The sequence below is a fragment of the Lentzea sp. NPDC054927 genome (assembly GCF_053610285.1).
The window spans coordinates 124,523-141,666 of the sequence record NZ_JBSGXZ010000002.1 but is presented as its reverse complement, the minus strand read 5'-3'; the positions used below and the strand labels follow the sequence as shown (position 1 = coordinate 141,666).

The following is a 17,144-nucleotide window of genomic DNA, read 5'->3' as shown; positions in this document are numbered from 1 at the left end:
ACGTGGCACACCTCACCTCGTGGCACACTCAGTGGTCAACGAAACGATCAGAAACGCTCGGAACCGATCAGAAGCGAAGAGATGAACCAGAAGTTGGCTGCTCAGCGGCATGAGCTGATCCTGAGAGCCGTCCGGACGCACGGCACGGTCCGATTGCAGGAACTGGCGGACCTGCTCGGCGCGTCGGCGGTGACGGTGCGCCGGGACGTGACCGCGCTCGCCGACCGCGGCCTCGTGGCACGCGTGCACGGCGGGATCACCATGCCGAAGCACACCGAGCCCTTCCCGCGCGGACCGCAGTCGGTGGTGGGCCCGGCGCCGGCGCACCCGTTGGTGGGCATGGTCGCGCCTTCGGTGGAGTACTACTGGCCGGCGGTGATCCAGGGCGCGCAGACCGCCGTCGCCGCGGCGGGCGGGCGGCTGGTCCTGCGCGCGTCCAGCTACGACGCCGCCGAGGACCGTCGCCGGGTGCACGAACTGCTCGACCGCGGCGTGCAGACCCTGCTGGTCGCACCGAGCACGAGCGGCCGCGCCGGCGTGGAACTGCTGCGCTGGCTCGGCGCGCAGACCGTGCCGGTCGTGCTGGTCGAACGGCTTCCGCCGCCGGAGCTGCCCACGATCGCACTGGACGCTGCGGTGACCGACCACGCGATCGGTGCCGGACTCGCCGTGCGGCACCTGGCCACGCTCGGCCACAGCCGCATCGGCCTCGTCACCTCCCGGCAGAGCCCGCACAGCGACGCCATCCGCACCGGGTGGACGACGGCCGTGTCGTCGCTGGAGCTGCCGTTCCACGGCGTCCCCGTGCTCGACGTGCCGCCCTACGGCTCTCCACAGTGGACACGCGCGGTCGACGAGGTGATCGACGAATGCCTGACCGCGGACGTGCACGCCGTGCTCGTGCACGCCGACCGCGAGGCGATCGGCCTGCTCGAGCGCGCCCGTGACCGCGGCATCCAGGTGCCTGACGATCTCGCCGTCGTGTCGTACGACGACGAGGTGGCGGCGGCGTCCGATCCGCCGCTGACGGCCGTGCGACCGCAGAAACATCGGCTCGGCGCGCTCGCCGCCCAGCTCGCGCTCGCCAGGCTGGCCGACCCGCTGGACCGGCCGGTGCACCGGGTCGTGCTGTGGCCGACGCTGACGGTGCGGGAGTCGTGCGGAACCGCGCACAGCGCCGTGTGACGGTCGTTCGTCCACTCCAGGTAGGACGGACGATCGTCCTGCGGGCCGATGCCCGGTGCGGCCGAACGGACCTAATGTCGTTGTCATGTCACATCAGCTGGTGCAGGCACTGTCCGATCAGAACATCAGGTTGCTGGAGGGCGGCGGCCTCGTGCTCGCCCTGCTCGGTGCCGTCGCCCTCCTGGTGTTCTGGATCGCCGCGCTGATCAGCGTGCTGGGCGCCCCGATCGGGTGTGGCGCCAAGATCCTCTGGCTGCTCGTCGTGTTCGCGTTGCCGTTCCTGGGCAGCGTGCTGTGGTTCGTCGCCGGGCGCCGCACGGCCGGGGTCTCCTGAAGCACGGAGCTCACGGCGCGATTCGGTAGGTGACCAGCGCTCGGGCGGGCACGGTCGCGGTGAACGTGCCGCCGGAGATGCGGACCGGGGACTGGGCCGTGGTGTTGCCGGTGGTGCTGGTCAGGTATGGGGTCGCGGAACCGGCCGAGATCCCGCTGTTCTTGAGCGCGTACGAGACGGAACTGGCGCTGGTGCCGGTGTTGAGCGCGACGACGGCGAGAGAACCGTCGGTGTTGCGGAATGCGGACAGCCGCAAGGTGCCGTTCGAGGTCGTCGCGCCGACCCTGGTCGCGTCGGGCCGGATGAACCGGCTGTAGTTCGCCAGCGCCCACAACCGCTTGGACACGTGGTAGCCGTCGCCGTCCATCTGGATCAGGCCTCGGGTGGCGCCGACCGAAGCGCCGTACCAGTACACGTAACCGTTGGCGTTGCCGGTGGTGAGTGCGGTGTGCACGGCGTTGGCGATGGTGAAGCCGTCGTAACCGCTGCCGTCGTCCCAGTTCTCGTTCCACGTCGTGCCGTTCGGCGACCACTCCGACATCCACGTGTGCTTCGAGGTCGGCAGCGGGCCGGTGATCGGGGACGCGTAGGTGTGGCCGGCGTGCGTGGCGACGATGCGGCGTGCCGTCGCGTCGGCCTCGATCGCCTTGCTGTAGGTGGCTTGCTGGTCCCAGCCGAACGAGTCGCAGCAGGCGACCTTCATGCCGGTCGCGATCGGCCCGAGGACCTTGGTGAACTCCACCGCCTGGGCCGGGGTGAACCGCATCGACGAGTAGGTGGCGGTGTAGTCGGGTTCGTTGGTGAACCCGATGTCGGTGATCCTGATGCCTTCCTGGGCGTAGAACTTCGCGTACTGCACCAGGTAGTTCGCGTAGGCGCGGCGCCAGTCACCGCTCGCGCAGGACGCGCCGGACAGGCCGCAGAGACTGCCGCCGTTGGCTTCGTCACCGTTGGTCTTCATGTAACCAGGGGCGCTCCACGCGTTGGCGTAGAAGCGGTTCACCCCGTACGCCTTGGCCTGCTGGGAGAGCCACACCTGGCTCTCGTCGTCGCGGTCCCAGACGTAGCGCGGGGTCGCGTTGGGGCCGCCGGGGTCCGTCGGCTGGATCGAGTTGGCCGCGGTCGATCCGATGCCCAGTCTCAGGATCGACATGCCCGCGCCGGAACCGCGCGACAGCAGCAGGTCGAGGATCTCCCGCTGTTTCGGCGCGGACAGGCCCTGCGAACCGTGCATGATCTCGGCACGGCCGAACGCCTCGGAGAATCCGAAACCGTCTATCTGCTGGTGTTTGCGGGCGACGTCGACGGTCGCCGTGGTGGCCGCGGCCGGAGCGACGAGCGAGCCGAGGAAGAGCAGTGCTGAGACAGCTACCGCTGGGATCATTCGTCCAGAATGCGGTAACCCTTGCGGTACGGGCAATCCCGGGCAGATCTTCGACTCGAATTCGACCGGTTCAGCCGACGGTCAGCTCGTAAGTCGTTTCCTGGTGGTAGATCTCGCCGGGACGCAGCACGGTGCTCGGGAAGTCCGGGCGGTTCGGCGAGTCGGGGAAGTGCTGTGCCTCCACCGCGAAACCCGCACCGCGGTGGTACGGACGGCCGCTCGTGCCGACCAGCGCGTCGGTGAGGAAGTTGCCGGAGTAGAACTGCAGGCCCGGTTCGGTAGTCCACGTCGTGAGCGTCCGGCCGGAGCTCGGGTCGTGGGCCCGCGCCGCGAACGAACCGGGGTCCAGCACCCAGTTGTGGTCGTACCCGCGGGCGATCCCGAGCTGGGGATCGGGCGTGCCGATGCGGGCACCGATCGGGGTGGCTTCGCGGAAGTCGAACGGGGTGCCGCCCACCGGGACCGGATCGCCCTGGGGGATCAGCTTCTCGTCGACCGCGAGGAACGACGCGGCGCGGATCGTCAGCAGGTGGTCGTGGACGTCGCCGGAGCCTTCGCCGGCGAGGTTCCAGTACGTGTGGTTGGTCAGGTTCAGCACGGTCGGCGCGTCGGTTTCCGCGCGGTAGCTGATGGTCAGCCGGTTCCGTGAGTCGAGGAAGTACGTCACCTCGGTCGTCACGCGGCCGGGAAAGCCCTGGTCACCGTCCGGGCTGACATGGCTGAGCCGCACACCGGCGCCGTCCTCGCCGGTGAACGTGTCCGCCTGCCAGACGTGCGTGTCGAACCCCGAGACGCCGCCGTGCAGGCAGTTGCCGTTCTCGTTGGCGGACACGCGGTAGGTCGAGCCGTCGAGGTTGAACGTCGCGCCGCCGATCCGGTTGGCGTAGCGGCCGATCAGGGCGCCGAAGAACACCCTGCCCGCGTCCGGCCGGTTGTTGGCCGCGTAGCCCTCGAGGTCGGAGAACCCGAGCACCACGTTGGCCGGGGTGCCGTGCCGGTCCGGCGCGTCGATCGACTGGACCACACCGCCGAGGTCGAGCACCCTGACGGTGATCCCGCCCGGATTGGCCAGCACGTACCGGTGCACGTCGGTGTCACCGATCCTGCCGAAGTGTTCAATGCCGACCGTGGGGATGGCGGTGCCGGATCGCTGCATCCCGCCATGTTAGCGCTAACAGTCGATCTCGAACTCCGGCGAGAGGGCGCGATCGAAACCGACGTGCCGGCGAGGTCCGATCAGCGTCGCGCTCACCGCCGCGTGGACGTCCGCGCTCGACCTCCCGATCTGCAGTTCGACGTCGCCCGGATCGATCTGACGATGACCCGACCGGCCGGTGTAGGCGGTGAGGTCCGCGTGCAGAACGACGGTGACCACGCGGGTCTGGCCCGGCGCGAGATCGGTCTTGACCGCGCCGATCAGCTGCTGGACCGGCCGGGCGACCTCGGCCACCGGGTCGTGCAGGTAGACCTGGACGACCTCGGTGGTGGCGATCTCCGTGTCGTTGCGCAGGACCGCGACCACCCGGCACACGCCGTCGGTAGGCCATTCCCGTGCCTCGATGCCCGCGGTGACCCAGGTGACGGGGGCGTAGGACAGGCCGTGACCGAACGGGAACAGCGGCGTCGGGTCGACGGTGCTGACCTCGCTGCGGGCACCGAGCGGGGCGGTGAGGTAGGTCGACGGCTGACTGGCACCGGCGCCGGGGAAGCTGATCGGGAGCCGTCCGGACGGGTTGATCCGTCCACTGAGGACGCCCGCCAGTGCGGTCGCGCCTTCCTCGCCGGGGTAGAAACCGCACACGACCGCGGCGAGCCGCTCGATCTGCCGGGACAGCTCGTACGGCCTGCCGGACAACAACACCAGGACGACCGGCGTGCCGGTGGCGAGCAGGGCTTCCAGCAGTTCTTCCTGCCGGCCTGGCAACCTGAGGTCCGCGGCGTCGCAGCCCTCGCCGGAGGTGCCGCCGCCGAACAGACCTGCCTGGTCACCGAGCACCGCGACGCACACCTCCGCGTGCCGGGCGGCTTCGACGGCGTCGGCGATCTCCTCGTCGGTACCTCCGAGCACCGGGCAGCCCAGCGCGAACGTGACGTCGTGATCGGCGCGCAGGAGGTCCAGCACCGTCGGGACGTCGATGCCCATCGGCACGTCCGGGTGGTGCACACCGACGTGCAACGGGAACGAGTAACAACCCATCATCGCGCCGGCGTCGTCGGCCCGCGGCCCGACCACGGCGACGCGCCGTTCGCCGGTCAACGGCAGCACGCCGTCGTTGTGCAGCAGAACGATCGAGCGTTCGGCGACCTCGCGGGCCAGTGCGCGGGACTCGTCGTCGTCGAGCTCCAGATCCGGCGAAGGGTCGGGGGAGTAGCCGGGGTCGAGCAGCCCGAGCTCGCACTTCTGCCGCAGCACGCGTTCCAGCGCCCGGTCCACCAGCGCGATGTCGACGCGACCGGACTCGAGCCCCGCCAGCAGCGGCTCGCCGTAACAGTCCACAGTGGGCAGTTCCACGTCGATGCCCGCGGTCAGCGCCTGCGTGGCCGCGTCCTCGCGGTCGGCCGCGACGGAGTGCAGCATGTACAGGAACGGCACCGCGAAGTAGTCGGCGACCACGGTTCCGGTGAAGCCGTACTCGTCGCGCAGCAGAGCGGTCAGCATCGAGGCGTCCGCGGCGACCGGAACGCCGTCGTTGTCGGCGTAGGAGTTCATGACCGACCGGGCGCCCGCGCGCAGGGCCATCTCGAACGGAGGCAGGATCACGTCCGCGAGTTCACGCGGACCGATCGACACCGGCGCGAGGTTGCGGCCCGCACGGGAAGCCGAGTAGCCGGCGAAGTGCTTGAGCGTGGCCACCACACCCGCGGATTCCAGACCGGCGACGTACGCGGCGCCGATCGTGCCGACGAGGTGCGGATCCTCGCCGATGGTCTCCTCGATCCGGCCCCACCGCAGGTCGCGTGCGACGTCGAGGACCGGGGCGAGCCCCTGGTGCACGCCGAGCCGCCGCATCGAGGTGCCGATGCGGAAAGCCATGCGCCGCACCAGATCCGGTTCGAAGGTGGCGCCCCAGCACAGCGGAGACGGGTACGCCGTCGCCTGCCACGCGGCCAGGCCGGTGAGGCATTCCTCGTGGACCATCGCCGGGATGCCGAACCGGTTGCCGGCGACGATCTTGCGCTGGGTCCGTGCCAGGCTGTGCGCCCCCACCTCGGGCGCGATCGGCCGGGTGCCGAACACGCGGGTGAGCTGGCCGATCCCGTACTGGGACAGCTCGTCGAGGTCCGGCGGCACCACGAAGTCGTGCTGGTGCGGCGCCATCTCGCCGCCGGAGTCGATGCCGACCCAGACACCGTGCAGCTGGGCGATCTTCTCGCGCGGGGTCATCCGCGCCATGAGGTCGCGCACGCGCTGGGCGGGGGACAGCCGGGCGTCGCGCCAGCCCGACGTGGCCTCGGTGCTCACGAGAGCCGCCTGGTCGAGTGGCGGATCACGAGGTCGGTGCCGAGCGTGATGTGGGTTTCGTCCGGGTCCTCGCGGTTGATCAGCCGCACCAGCAACGTGACCGCGCGGCGGCCCATCTCGCGGATCGGCTGCTGCACCGTGGTGAGCGCCGGTGTGCACATGACCGACTCCGGGATGTTGTCGAAGCCGATGACGGAAAGATCTTCCGGTACCCGCAGGCCCAGTTCCACCGCCGTTTCGATGGCGGCGATGGCGGAGATGTCGTTGGCGGCGAACACCGCTGTGGGCCGGTTCGGCCCGATCAGCAGGTCGCGCGTCGACCTGGCGGCGACGTCGTAGTCGTAGTCACCGCGCCGGATCAGGCTGCCGTCGACCGGGACACCCGCGGCGACCAGCGCGCGCCGGTAGCCCGTTTCCCTTTGCTGGGCCGACTTCAGGTCCTCGCGGCCGGTGAGCAGCGCGATCCGGCGGTGGCCCAGTTCGAGCAGGTGCTCGGTCGCGAGCTGCCCGCCGCGCAGGTTGTCGGAGTCGATGGTGGGCAACGGGGAACGCCCGGTGTGCGGATCGACCGCGACGACCGGCGTGCCCGGCAGGCCCTCGAGGTCGACCGCGGGCGTGACCAGCACGGCGCCGTCGACGAGGGTGCCGCTCAGCCTGGTGAGGTAGCGCTGTTCCCAGCCCTGCGGATCACCGGTGCGCCCGCCGGCCGAGTACACGACGAGTTCGAAACCGGTACCGCGAATGGCGTCCGCCGCACCCTTGAGCAGTTCGGTGCTGAACGGCTCTATGTCCGCGACGAGGATCCCGATCACGTTCGTCCGGTGGTTGCGCAGGCTCTGCGCTACCAGGCTCGCCTCGTAGCCGAGTTCCTTGATCACTGCCGTCACCCGCGCGAACGTCTCCGCGGAGACGCCGTAGCGCTGGTTGAGGACCTTGGACACGGTGGCGACCGAGACGTTCGCGTGGGCCGCGACGTCGCGGATGGTGATGCGAGAACGTGGGGGCACCGGGACAGGCTAGCCGTGTAAAACGTTATCGACAACGATTGACATCGCGGATTCGAGGGTGGACGCTCACTGGCGTCTTACGCATCGTCACACCCAGTCCAACTCGGCCGGCGTCGTCAGGAGTGGACCCATGCGTTCTGCAAGAAGGCTTTCGCTCGTCCTGGTGGCGCTTCTCCTGGCTGCCTGCACCAGCTCGGGGGGAGAGGCCAGCGGGCCGGCGACGCTGACCTGGTGGCACAACCGGACCACCGAGCCGATGAAGTCGATGTGGCAGCAGATCGCCGACGACTACCACAAGGCTCACCAGGACGTCTCGTTCACGGTCGAGCCGATCCAGAACGAGCAGTTCCAGACCAAGGTGCCGCTGGCGCTGCAGTCGACCACGCCGCCGGACCTCTTCCAGCAGTGGGGAGGCGGCGCGCTCGCCGACCAGATCCGCTCCGGCAAGATCGCCGAGATCGCCCAGGCCTCGCTCGGCGAGTACGGCAAGGGCTGGCAGGTCGGCGGCAAGCAGTACGGCCTGCCGTACCAGATGCACGCGGTCGGTTTCTGGTACCGCAAGGACCTCTTCACGCAGGCAGGCGTCACCAGCCCGCCGTCCACATTGGACGAACTCAACACCGCGGTGACCAAGCTGAGGGCGGCAGGACTCGTGCCGATCGCGATCGGCGGCAAGGACCGCTGGCCGGACGCGTTCTACTGGGGCTACTTCGCCGTCCGCCAGTGCTCGATCGACGCGCTGAAGAACGCCGTGGCCAAGACCGAGCTCACTGACCCGTGCTTCACCAAGGCGGGCGAGAACCTCAAGGCGTTCCTGGACACCAAACCGTTCCAGGACGGGTTCGTCGGGACGCCGGCTCAGCAGGGGGCCGGCAGCTCGGCGGGTCTGCTCGCGAACGGCAAGGCCGCCATGGAACTGCAGGGCGACTGGGACCCGGACGTGATGGTCGCGCTGACCGAGGACAAGGCCCTCGACTCGAAGCTCGGCTGGTTCCCGTTCCCCTCGGTGCCGGGCGGGCAGGGCGACCCGAGCGTGCTGCTCGGCGGCGGTGACGGGTTCTCCTGCACCACCCGCGTTGCCAAGGCGTGCGAAGGCTTCCTGCAGCACCTCGTCAGCGACGAAGTGCAGAAGAAGCTGGCCGCGACCGGATCGGGCCTGCCCGTGACACCCGCAGCGGTGGCGTCGCTGAAGACCGAGACGCACAAGACGATCGCTGAGCACATGGCGAAGGCGAAGCATCTGCAGTTCTACTTCGACACCGCGTTCCCGACCAACGTCGGGCAGGCGCTCAACGACGCCATCGCGAACTTCTTCGCCGGGCAGGGAAGCCCGGAGACGATCGTGCAGTCGGTGAGCAAAGCGGCCACCGGGAACAAGTGATGAGCGCCGCGACCGACACGCGGCCCGAGACCGCCCCCGCGCCGCTCGCGCCCGCGGCCGGGGGCACCTACCGCCGCTCACGGCTGCGCACCCACCTCGAACTCGCGCTGCTGCTCGGACCGGGACTGGTGCTGTTCGCCGGGTTCGTGCTAGTGCCGATCGGCGTGGCCGGTTTCTACAGCCTCTACTCGTGGAACGGTTTCGGCCCGCTCACGGAGTTCATCGGCCTGCGCAACTACACCGACGCGCTGACCGGTGACGTGTTCCAGGGCGCGATCGGGCACAACCTGATCATCGCGACGCTGTCGATCGTGGTGCAGCTGCCGTTGAGCATCGGCCTCGCCCTGCTGCTCAACCGGAAGCTGCGCGGCCGGACGATCCTGCGGATGGTGGTCTTTGCGCCGTACGTGCTGTCCGAGGCGGTCACCGCGGTGATCTGGCTGCTGATGCTGCAACCGGGCGGGTTCATCGACGAGCTGTTGCGCGGCGTCGGCCTCGGCTGGCTCGTCCAGCAGTGGCTCGCTGATCCTAAGATCGTGCTCTACTCGCTGTTCGTCGTGATCACCTGGAAGTACATCGGGTTCGGCGTGATCCTGCTGCTCGCGGGCCTGCAGGGCGTTCCGGTCGAGCTGCGCGAGGCCGCCGCGCTGGACGGCGCGTCCAACTGGCAGATCACCCGCAACGTCGTGCTGCCGTTGCTGGGCCCGACGATCCGGATCTGGATCTTCCTGTCGGTGATCGGGTCGCTGCAGCTGTTCGACCTGGTCTGGATCATGACACTGGGCGGTCCGGCCAACGCGTCCACCACGATGGCGACCTACCTGGTGGACCACGGTTTCAAGCGGTACGAGTTCGGGTTCGGCAGCGCGGTCGCGGTGATCCTCTTCATCATCTGCTTCCTGTTCGCGTTGCTGTACCAGCGGTTCGCGTTGCGCCGAGACACCGAAGGAGCTATCGGGTGATGCGTCGCAACGCCGCCGGGTACATCGCCGCGTTCGCCGTCATCGGCGTGACAGTGGTGCCACTGCTGTTCGTGCTGCTGGGCGGGTTCCGCACGACCGCGCAGATCAACACCTCACCGGCGGGGTTACCCGGTCCGTGGGTGTGGGACAACTACGCCGCCGTGCTCGGCTCGCTGCAGTTCTGGCGGCTGCTGGGCAACAGCGCGCTGATCGCGGTGATCGCGACGGTGCTGGCGGTCGGACTCGGCGCGATGGCCGCGTTCGCGTTGTCCCGCTACGTCTTCAAGGGCCGCGAGGCGGTCTACACGCTGTTCACGTTAGGTCTGTTGTTCCCCATCGGCGTCGCCACGCTGCCGCTGTACCTGTGGCTGCGCCAGCTGGGGTTGCTGGAGAATCCGCTGGGGGTCGCGATCCCCGAGGCCGCGTTCTCGCTGCCTGTCACGATCGTGATCCTGCGCCCGTTCATGCGGGCGATCCCCCGCGAACTCGAGGACGCGGCGCTGCTCGACGGCGCGGCCAAGCTCGGGTTCTTCTGGCGGATCCTGCTGCCGCTGTCCCGTCCCGCGCTGATCACGGTGTCCGTGCTCGCGTTCGTCACCAGTTGGAACTTCTACCTGCTGCCGCTGCTCGTGTTCAACGACTCCGCCCACTTCACGCTGCCGCTGGGCGTAGCGATGTTCCAGTCGGAGCACACCCAGGACACCGCGAGAGTTCTTGCCTTCACCGCGTTGTCCATGCTTCCGGCGCTCGCGTTCTTCGTACTCGCCGAACGACGAATGGTCGGCGGGCTCACCGGTTCGGTGAAAGGATGAGGGATGATCGCTCGATTAGCGGTGGCAGTGGCGGCTTTGTTGCTGGTGCCGGTGGTACCGGCCTCAGCAGCGGGGCCGTTGAAGGACATCACGTCGAGGTACGTGGGCAGCGCGGTGGCGGCCCAACACCTCAACAGCGAGGCTGACTACCGGTCCGTGCTGACGCGCGAGTTCGACAGCGTGACGCCGGAGAACGAGATGAAGTGGGCGGTGGTCGAACCGAACCGCAACCAGTTCAACTGGTCCGGTGCGGACGCGATCGTGAACTACGCGCGGCAGAACGGGAAGTCGGTGCGCGGGCACACGCTGGTGTGGCACAGCCAGTACCCGGGCTGGTTGAACAACCTCGGCTCCGGTGAGCTGCGCAGCGTTGTCCAGCAGCACATCAACACGGAGATGGGCCGGTACCGCGGCCGGATCCGCGCGTGGGACGTCGTCAACGAGATGTTCAACGAGGACGGCTCGCGCCGGCAGTCGATCTTCCAGCAGCGGATGGGCGACAGCTACGTGGCCGACGCGTTCCGGTGGGCTCGCGCCGCCGATCCGTCGGCGAAGCTCTACATCAACGACTACAACACCGAGGGCATCAACGCCAAGAGCAACGCCCTTTACAACTTGGTGCGCTCGTTGAAGCAGCAAGGTGTGCCGATCGACGGTGTGGGCATTCAGACGCACCTGTCGACGCAGTACGGATTCCCGACGAGTCTGCGGCAGAACATCGAGCGGCTCGCCGCTCTCGGTGTCGACATCGCGATCACCGAGGCCGACGTCCGCATCCCGTTGCCTGCCGACTCGACCAAGCTCAACACGCAGGCGAGTTACTACCGGCAGATCTGGGACGCCTGCCACGCCGTGTCCCGGTGCGTCGAGTTCACCACGTGGGGCTTCACCGATCGTCACTCGTGGGTGCCCGGCACGTTCCCGGGTGAGGGCGCTGCCTGCCTCTACGACACGAACCTGAGGCCGAAACCCGCCTACACCAGGCTCAACCCGTAGCTGGAGAGTCCACTTGGCACAGTTCGCCAACCCGATCCTGCCCGGCTCGCACCCCGATCCGTCGGTGTGCCGGGCAGGGTCGGACTTCTACCTCGTCACGTCGACCTTCGAGTACTTCCCGGGGCTGCCGGTCTACCACAGCCGCGACCTGGTGCACTGGCGGCAGGTCGGGCACGTGCTGGACCGGCCGTCCCAGTTGCCGTTGCAGGGAGTGCGGGCTTCCGGTGGGCTGTACGCGCCGACGATCCGGCACCACGACGGCGTGTTCTACGTGGTGTGCACGCTGGTGCACGGCACGCGGGAGACCGGCAACTTCGTCGTGACGGCGACTGATCCAGCCGGAGAGTGGTCGGAGCCGCACTGGCTTCCCGAGGCGGACGGGTTCGACCCGTCGTTGTTCTTCGACGACGACGGGCGGGCGTGGTGGACCGCGACCAGGGAGATCCAGGACGGCCGCACCGAGGTCTACCTGCGCGAGTTCGACCTGGAGTCGCTGTCGCTGGTGGGCAAGGAGCGGGTGATCTTCCGGGGCGCGATGCGGAACTCACGGTGGCTCGAGGCGCCGCATCTGTACAAAGTGGATGGACGCTACGTGCTGGTGTGCGCGGAAGGTGGCACGGACTTCGAGCACTCGGTGGTCGTGGCCTTCGCGGACGAGGTCACCGGGCTGTACCGCGGTTCCCCGTTGAACCCGGTGCTCACCCATCGGCACCTCGGGCGCGGGTACCCGATCGCGGCGGCCGGGCACGCGGATCTGGTGTGCACGCAGGACGGCCAGTGGTACGCGGTGTTGCTCGCGACCCGTCCGTATGGCGGCTACTACTACAACCTGGGCCGCGAGACGTTCCTCGTCCCGGTGTGGTGGGAGTCCGGTGGTCCGGTTTTCAGTCCCGGCACCGGACGTGTTGAGCTCGCCTATGACGTTCCGGACCTGCCCGCGCACCCGTGGCCGGACGTCGCGGAGACCGACGACTTCTCGTCGCCCGAGCTGGATCCGGCGTGGATGTTCCTGCGCACGCCGGAGACCGACTTCTGGTCGCTGACCGAACGACCTGGGCACCTGCGGTTGCGCGTGCGTCCGGAGTCGATCACCGACCTGGTCAGCCCGAGCCTGATCGTGCGGCGGCAGCAACACCAGGACTTCCACGCTTCGTGCGTGCTCGACTTCTCTCGCGCGTGGCCGTCCGAAGCCGCCGGGCTGGTGCTCCTGCAGAACAACGACCACCACGTCCGCTTGCTGCTCGGGTCGGACCGCCAGGTGACGCTGGTGCGTCGCGCCGGCGGGCAGGACGAGCTGCTCGCGAAGACCGAGGTCGAGGACGGCCTGGTGCGGCTCGGCGTCGAGGCGCGCGGGCAGGACCACCAGGCGTTGGTCGCCGTGGGGGCGGGGGAGTGGGAACCGCTGGGTGAGCCGTTCGACGGCAGGTTCCTGAGCACGCCGGTGGCAGGGGGTTTCACCGGCGTGCACCTCGGCCTCTACGCGACCAGCAACGGCGAGCCGAGCGACTCGTGGGCGGACTTCGCGAGTTTCACCTACCGCACGCTGATCGGGATGGAAGGGGAGTAGTGCAACCTGCCGTGGGCGGTCACGCGCACGAGTGCCCACCAGTGCGCGCCGCGGCGAGCACTGGGTGCCGCGGTGGCCGTCACGGGCACGGTGATCTTGCCGCCCGGCGGGATCGCGAACGGCTGGGTCCGCGGGCCGATGGCGACCTCGTCGTCCCAGGTGCCGAACGGGCTGATCACGGTGACCTCCCCGCGCACCTCGCTCTGGATCCGGTTCCGCAGCGTCACCGGGAGCAGCGCGTGCTCACCGGGGGCTAGCAGGAGAGCGCCGGCCCTGAGCTGCACCTCGACCAGTTCGCGGTCCGTGGTGTGGCCGGACACGACCTCCAGGGTGTCCTCCAGCACCTGGCCGAGGTGGTCGCGGATGCGGGCGGCGTGCAGGTGCCGTCCCGGCCGGGAGGTCACGGTCGCGGTGAACTCGGCGAAGTCCCCGGCGGCCAGGTCGTAGTCCCACGACTGGCCACCGGTGAACTCGAGGCGCCCCTTGGCCGGGGTGCCGCTGCAGCTCACGGTGATCCGCGCCTGGCAGGTGGCGCCGGGGGCCAGCCGGGTGAAGGACGGGGTGACGTGCACGGTCACCGGCAGGTTGCCGACGGGAGCGGGACCGGCGTTGTGGCGCCAGTACTTCGTGTAGATCGGTTGCACCGGTTCGATCGACTCGGCCAGTGTGCTGGTGTGCGTGGACCTGGGCACCAGCCGCAGCGTTGCCACGTCCGCCGCGCCCAGCGCCACCTGCGCTTGTCCGGAGTGGACGGTCAACGACTCGACGTCGCGTTCCTCCAGCAGGTCGGTGCGCTGGGCCGCGTCGATCCCGCCGTGCAGCGACACCGAGGCGACCGCAGGTGATCCCGCGGACTCGTACAACCGCACGGTGATGTCGGAGTCGTGTTCGTCGGTGGAGGACGCGAGCGGGTTGCCGCGCGTCTTGGCCGCGGTGAGCAACACGTCCGGTGGCGACACGGCCAGCAAGCTCAGTTCGGTGGGCAGATCACCTGCCGTCGAAGGAACCTGGAGGGCGTGCACCGGGTGGTTGACCTCCTGGCCGGCGCGGGCGAACCCGGCCTGGCGCCAGTCGCCCGCTCCCGCCACCAGGGTCAGGTCGAACGTGTGGGACCAGTGTTGCCAGGCGAAGCTGGACCCGTCCGGCACCGTGCGGCGGTCGCCGTTGATCCACACCTCGGCCGGCCAGCCGCTGCACGACCGCATCAGTGACACGTGCAGCGTGCCGTCCGGTGCCACGACGAACCCCGGTGTGCCGCGGTTGACGACGGCCACCGAGTAGTCGGTGACGGGGTCGGTGGTGCTGCCGGGCACCTCGATGCACGCGTCGGCGAGGTCGTCGATCAGGGCGTCCACGTCCGTCACGATCAGCACGGGCAGGTCGCGCGGTCCGCGCAGGTCTGCGTTCGGCACCCACTGCCGTGCTCGGGGATGCACGGCGGGCACGAACACCCTGCCGTGGGCCTCGAGTGTTTCGCGGCTGCCGGGCGCGAAGGCCAGCACCGCGTTGGTGAAGTCGTTGTGCCCGACCACGATGCGCACGTCGGGCAGGTTGGAGTCGACGTCGAGGGAACCGTAGCGGGCGCCGGTCGGGCGGGTGCACGTGGCGGTGACCCCCTTGGCGGCCAAGGCGGCCAGCAGGGCCCGGCCGTCCTCGGCCACCACCTCCGCGACCCCGATGGCGTGCAGAACGCCGTCGGTCAGCCGCAGTCGCACGGTGGCGGAGAGGCCGGCCCAGGTGTGCGCGGGGCTGTCCAGCGTCCACAGGTGCTCGGCGGCGTCGACGTCCGGGAAACCGAACGAGCGGCCGACCGCGGCGAACCCGACCTCCGCCACCGGCAGCGCACCGGGCACGTCGAAGGCGAACCTGCTGCGCAGCAACCGGTCCTTGCCGATCGAACCGTCCACGAAGGACCGGATGCCGACGCGCGGCAGTCCGTGCCACAGCGTCACGTGCTGGGTGATCCGCAGCTCGCCGAGGACCGTGCGGCTGACGAGGCGTTCCCCGACCGGGCTCGTCTCGACGTGCACGTCGGCCGGACCCGCCGTAATGCCGGGGCCCTTGGGCAGCAGGTGCCACGGACCCTCGCCCCACACCGGATGGCCTGGATGTTCCTCCTGCACCAGGAACTCCGCTGCGAGATCGCCGGGACGCACCAGTTCGCGAGCGGCCACACGGTCGTACACGCTCGTCAACGCCCCGCCCCTGGCCGGATCGGCCTGGACGATGAACGAGTCGGAGGCGATCGCCACGCCGGTCCGCGGCATCCAGGACGGTGGCACCGCGGCGGCCTCGACCACGCGGTAGACCCGGTAGCCGGTCGCCGGCACCTGCCGGGCCAGGAAGGTCAGCGTCAGTTCGAGCGTGCCGTCCGGGTGCCGGACCACGGCCTCGGTGACCGCGGGTACGTCGTGACCGTCGGAATCCCGGATGCGGGCGCCTGGAAAACCAGGCAGCCGAACGGTCACGGTGGCGATGGCGTCACGGGCGAACGACAGGGTGTTCACGACGATCACGGCCTCGCCGGCACCGGTGGTGTCGGCGCAGGACGCCAGGTGGGAGATCGCCCCGGTCAGCACGGAACGGCCGAGTTCGTCCGCCTCGCGCCACCCGGTGAGCAGGTCGAGGTAGACCTGGTCGGACTCGGTGCCGGTGATGGCGTCGTGGTGGGCGCCGTAGATCAGCTGACGCCAGGCCTTGTCCAGCGCGAACGCCGGCCAGCCCGCGCCCGTCAGCGTTGCCACGGCGGCCATCCGCTCGCCGTCGAGCACCGCCATCTCGGCCGCCCGTTGTGCCTGTTTGGTGTCGATGTACGAGACGTCCTTGCCGGTGTAGACGGGGTTCATGTCCCTGGTCTGCGGGCTGAACGTCACCGAACGCGCCGAGGCGTCCGCGCGCACGGCGGCGAAGAAGTCCCGGGGCAGACCGACCACGAACCGCGGCCACACGTACTTCTCGTTCCACGCACGGTGGATCTGCGTGCAGAACCGGGACGGCACGTTGTGGTCGTGTCCCACCGGCAGCATCACGTTGCGGGTGGCCGCGACCTTGCGCAACGTGCTGAACTGCCGGTACGCCTCCGCCATCGCCTCGTCCAAAGTGGACTTGCGCTCGATGTCCCAGCCGGCCACGTAGTGATCGGCCAGATAGGACGTGAGCACACCGCGACCGCTCGGCGAGATCCACTCGAACTCGGACGGGAACTGCATCCTGGTGATGTCACCGGTGTGTCGCTTGGCGCCGACGTGGTGCCACGGCCCGCGCGCCCACACGCTCGACGTGAGCCCGGCGTCCGCCATCAGCCCGGGATAGGACGGGTCGTGCCCGAACACGTCGAGCATCCACGCCGTGCGCGGGTCGGCGCCCAGCACGTCCCGTTGGTAACCGACGCCGTAGACCGCGTTGCGCACGGTCGACTCGGGATGGGTCAGGTTGGTGTTGGCCTCGTTGTAGTTGCCGCCGACGATCTCGATCCTGCCCTCGCGCAGGAACCGCCGCAGGTCCTTGCGGTCGTGCGGGAACGCGTCCCAGTGCGGCTTGAGGTAGTCGACCTCGGCGAGCACGAACCGGTAGTCCTCGTCGTCCCTGGCCGCGTCGAGGTGGGCGCGCACCAGGTCGAACGCGGAGAGCTGGAACGGCATCCGCTTGGCCTGCGCGCCCGGCAGATCGAGCCACGTCTCGGTGAAGCCCGCCTGGGTGTTCCACCACACGGGGTCGTAGTGGAAATGCGAGACCATCCACATCGTCCAGCCGGTCTCCGCCGCGGTCACCGTGACGTCCCAGGCCATCGGCGGATCACCGCTGACCGGCGCGACGAGCACGGTCGCCGGATACGACGTGCCCGCGGTGGTCGGCGCGGAGAACACCACGCCGACCTCGGTCACGACTTCGTCCGGACCCACCCGCACCGGTTGCGGTGTGCGGACGAGCGGACCGGAGATCCGCACCCACGCCCACTCGCGGCGCGGCACCGCGAGGGTGACGCGCACGAGTTGGCGTGGCGCGGAGACCGGCCCGGCGAACAGATCCGTGCTCTCGACGACCACGCCGGTG

12 protein-coding genes are annotated in these 17,144 nt (G+C 69.4%); 7 read left to right on the top strand and 5 right to left on the bottom strand.

Going from position 1 to position 17,144, the window contains the following annotated elements:
- Positions 1-81: 81 nt before the first annotated feature.
- Both ACWGE0_RS04155 and ACWGE0_RS04150 read left to right on the top strand, forming a co-directional pair.
- On the top strand, positions 82-1,185 hold the full coding sequence (locus tag ACWGE0_RS04155; protein ID WP_452259435.1) for a substrate-binding domain-containing protein: 1,104 nt from the start codon (positions 82-84) through the stop codon (positions 1,183-1,185).
- Between the two features lie 85 nt (positions 1,186-1,270).
- On the top strand, positions 1,271-1,519 hold the full coding sequence (locus tag ACWGE0_RS04150; protein WP_452259434.1) for a PLD nuclease N-terminal domain-containing protein: 249 nt from the start codon (positions 1,271-1,273) through the stop codon (positions 1,517-1,519).
- Between the two features lie 10 nt (positions 1,520-1,529).
- On the opposite strand, the gene ACWGE0_RS04145 is transcribed toward ACWGE0_RS04150, so the two are convergent.
- The 4 genes from ACWGE0_RS04145 to ACWGE0_RS04130 all read right to left on the bottom strand — a co-directional run bounded on the left by ACWGE0_RS04145 (position 1,530) and on the right by ACWGE0_RS04130 (position 7,373).
- The gene (locus tag ACWGE0_RS04145) at positions 1,530-2,903 is read right to left on the bottom strand and encodes a glycoside hydrolase family 30 protein (RefSeq protein ID WP_452259433.1); all 1,374 of its coding nucleotides are present in this window, start codon (positions 2,901-2,903) and stop codon (positions 1,530-1,532) included.
- Between the two features lie 70 nt (positions 2,904-2,973).
- Complete coding sequence (locus tag ACWGE0_RS04140; protein WP_452259432.1) at positions 2,974-4,059, bottom strand: aldose epimerase family protein; 1,086 nt, start codon at positions 4,057-4,059, stop codon at positions 2,974-2,976.
- Between the two features lie 15 nt (positions 4,060-4,074).
- Positions 4,075-6,366, bottom strand: a complete 2,292-nt coding sequence (locus ACWGE0_RS04135; RefSeq protein WP_452259431.1) for a beta-xylosidase/alpha-l-arabinosidase — start codon at positions 6,364-6,366, stop codon at positions 4,075-4,077.
- Positions 6,363-7,373, bottom strand: a complete 1,011-nt coding sequence (locus ACWGE0_RS04130) for a LacI family DNA-binding transcriptional regulator (RefSeq protein ID WP_452259430.1) — start codon at positions 7,371-7,373, stop codon at positions 6,363-6,365. Before ACWGE0_RS04130 ends, ACWGE0_RS04135 begins: the two co-directional genes overlap by 4 nt.
- A 130-nt stretch (positions 7,374-7,503) precedes the next feature.
- Here ACWGE0_RS04130 and ACWGE0_RS04125 point away from each other — a divergent pair, with 130 nt between their 5' ends.
- Genes ACWGE0_RS04125 through ACWGE0_RS04105 form a run of 5 tightly spaced genes read left to right on the top strand, consistent with a single transcriptional unit; the run spans position 7,504 to position 13,091 of the window.
- Positions 7,504-8,754 carry an extracellular solute-binding protein gene (locus ACWGE0_RS04125; RefSeq protein ID WP_452259429.1) on the top strand — a complete coding sequence of 417 codons (1,251 nt, stop codon included), beginning with the start codon at positions 7,504-7,506 and terminating at the stop codon, positions 8,752-8,754.
- A complete protein-coding gene (locus ACWGE0_RS04120; RefSeq protein ID WP_452259428.1) occupies positions 8,754-9,716 on the top strand; it encodes a carbohydrate ABC transporter permease in 963 nt (320 codons plus the stop codon). The genes ACWGE0_RS04125 and ACWGE0_RS04120 overlap by 1 nt, the downstream gene beginning before the upstream one ends.
- Positions 9,716-10,528 (top strand): carbohydrate ABC transporter permease, encoded by an 813-nt coding sequence (locus tag ACWGE0_RS04115; RefSeq protein ID WP_452259427.1) that lies wholly within the window; start codon positions 9,716-9,718, stop codon positions 10,526-10,528. Before ACWGE0_RS04120 ends, ACWGE0_RS04115 begins: the two co-directional genes overlap by 1 nt.
- Before the next feature lie 3 nt (positions 10,529-10,531).
- A complete protein-coding gene (locus ACWGE0_RS04110) occupies positions 10,532-11,524 on the top strand; it encodes an endo-1,4-beta-xylanase (protein WP_452259426.1) in 993 nt (330 codons plus the stop codon).
- 13 nt (positions 11,525-11,537) lie between these two features.
- Positions 11,538-13,091, top strand: coding sequence for a glycoside hydrolase family 43 protein (locus ACWGE0_RS04105; protein ID WP_452259425.1), 1,554 nt, complete (start codon positions 11,538-11,540; stop codon positions 13,089-13,091).
- On the opposite strand, the gene ACWGE0_RS04100 is transcribed toward ACWGE0_RS04105, so the two are convergent.
- A complete protein-coding gene (locus ACWGE0_RS04100) occupies positions 13,058-17,137 on the bottom strand; it encodes a glycoside hydrolase family 38 N-terminal domain-containing protein (protein ID WP_452259424.1) in 4,080 nt (1,359 codons plus the stop codon). The two genes, ACWGE0_RS04105 and ACWGE0_RS04100, sit on opposite strands and share 34 nt — an antisense overlap.
- Positions 17,138-17,144 lie beyond the last annotated feature (7 nt).

Coding starts and splice junctions, on each gene's coding strand:
- ACWGE0_RS04110 (WP_452259426.1), top strand. CDS start 10,532: ATGATCGCTCGATTAGCGGTGGCAGTGGCGGCTTTGTTGCTGGTGCCG.
- ACWGE0_RS04145 (WP_452259433.1), bottom strand. CDS start 2,903: ATGATCCCAGCGGTAGCTGTCTCAGCACTGCTCTTCCTCGGCTCGCTC.
- ACWGE0_RS04120 (WP_452259428.1), top strand. CDS start 8,754: ATGAGCGCCGCGACCGACACGCGGCCCGAGACCGCCCCCGCGCCGCTC.
- ACWGE0_RS04155 (WP_452259435.1), top strand. CDS start 82: ATGAACCAGAAGTTGGCTGCTCAGCGGCATGAGCTGATCCTGAGAGCC.
- ACWGE0_RS04115 (WP_452259427.1), top strand. CDS start 9,716: ATGCGTCGCAACGCCGCCGGGTACATCGCCGCGTTCGCCGTCATCGGC.
- ACWGE0_RS04140 (WP_452259432.1), bottom strand. CDS start 4,059: ATGCAGCGATCCGGCACCGCCATCCCCACGGTCGGCATTGAACACTTC.
- ACWGE0_RS04125 (WP_452259429.1), top strand. CDS start 7,504: ATGCGTTCTGCAAGAAGGCTTTCGCTCGTCCTGGTGGCGCTTCTCCTG.
- ACWGE0_RS04150 (WP_452259434.1), top strand. CDS start 1,271: ATGTCACATCAGCTGGTGCAGGCACTGTCCGATCAGAACATCAGGTTG.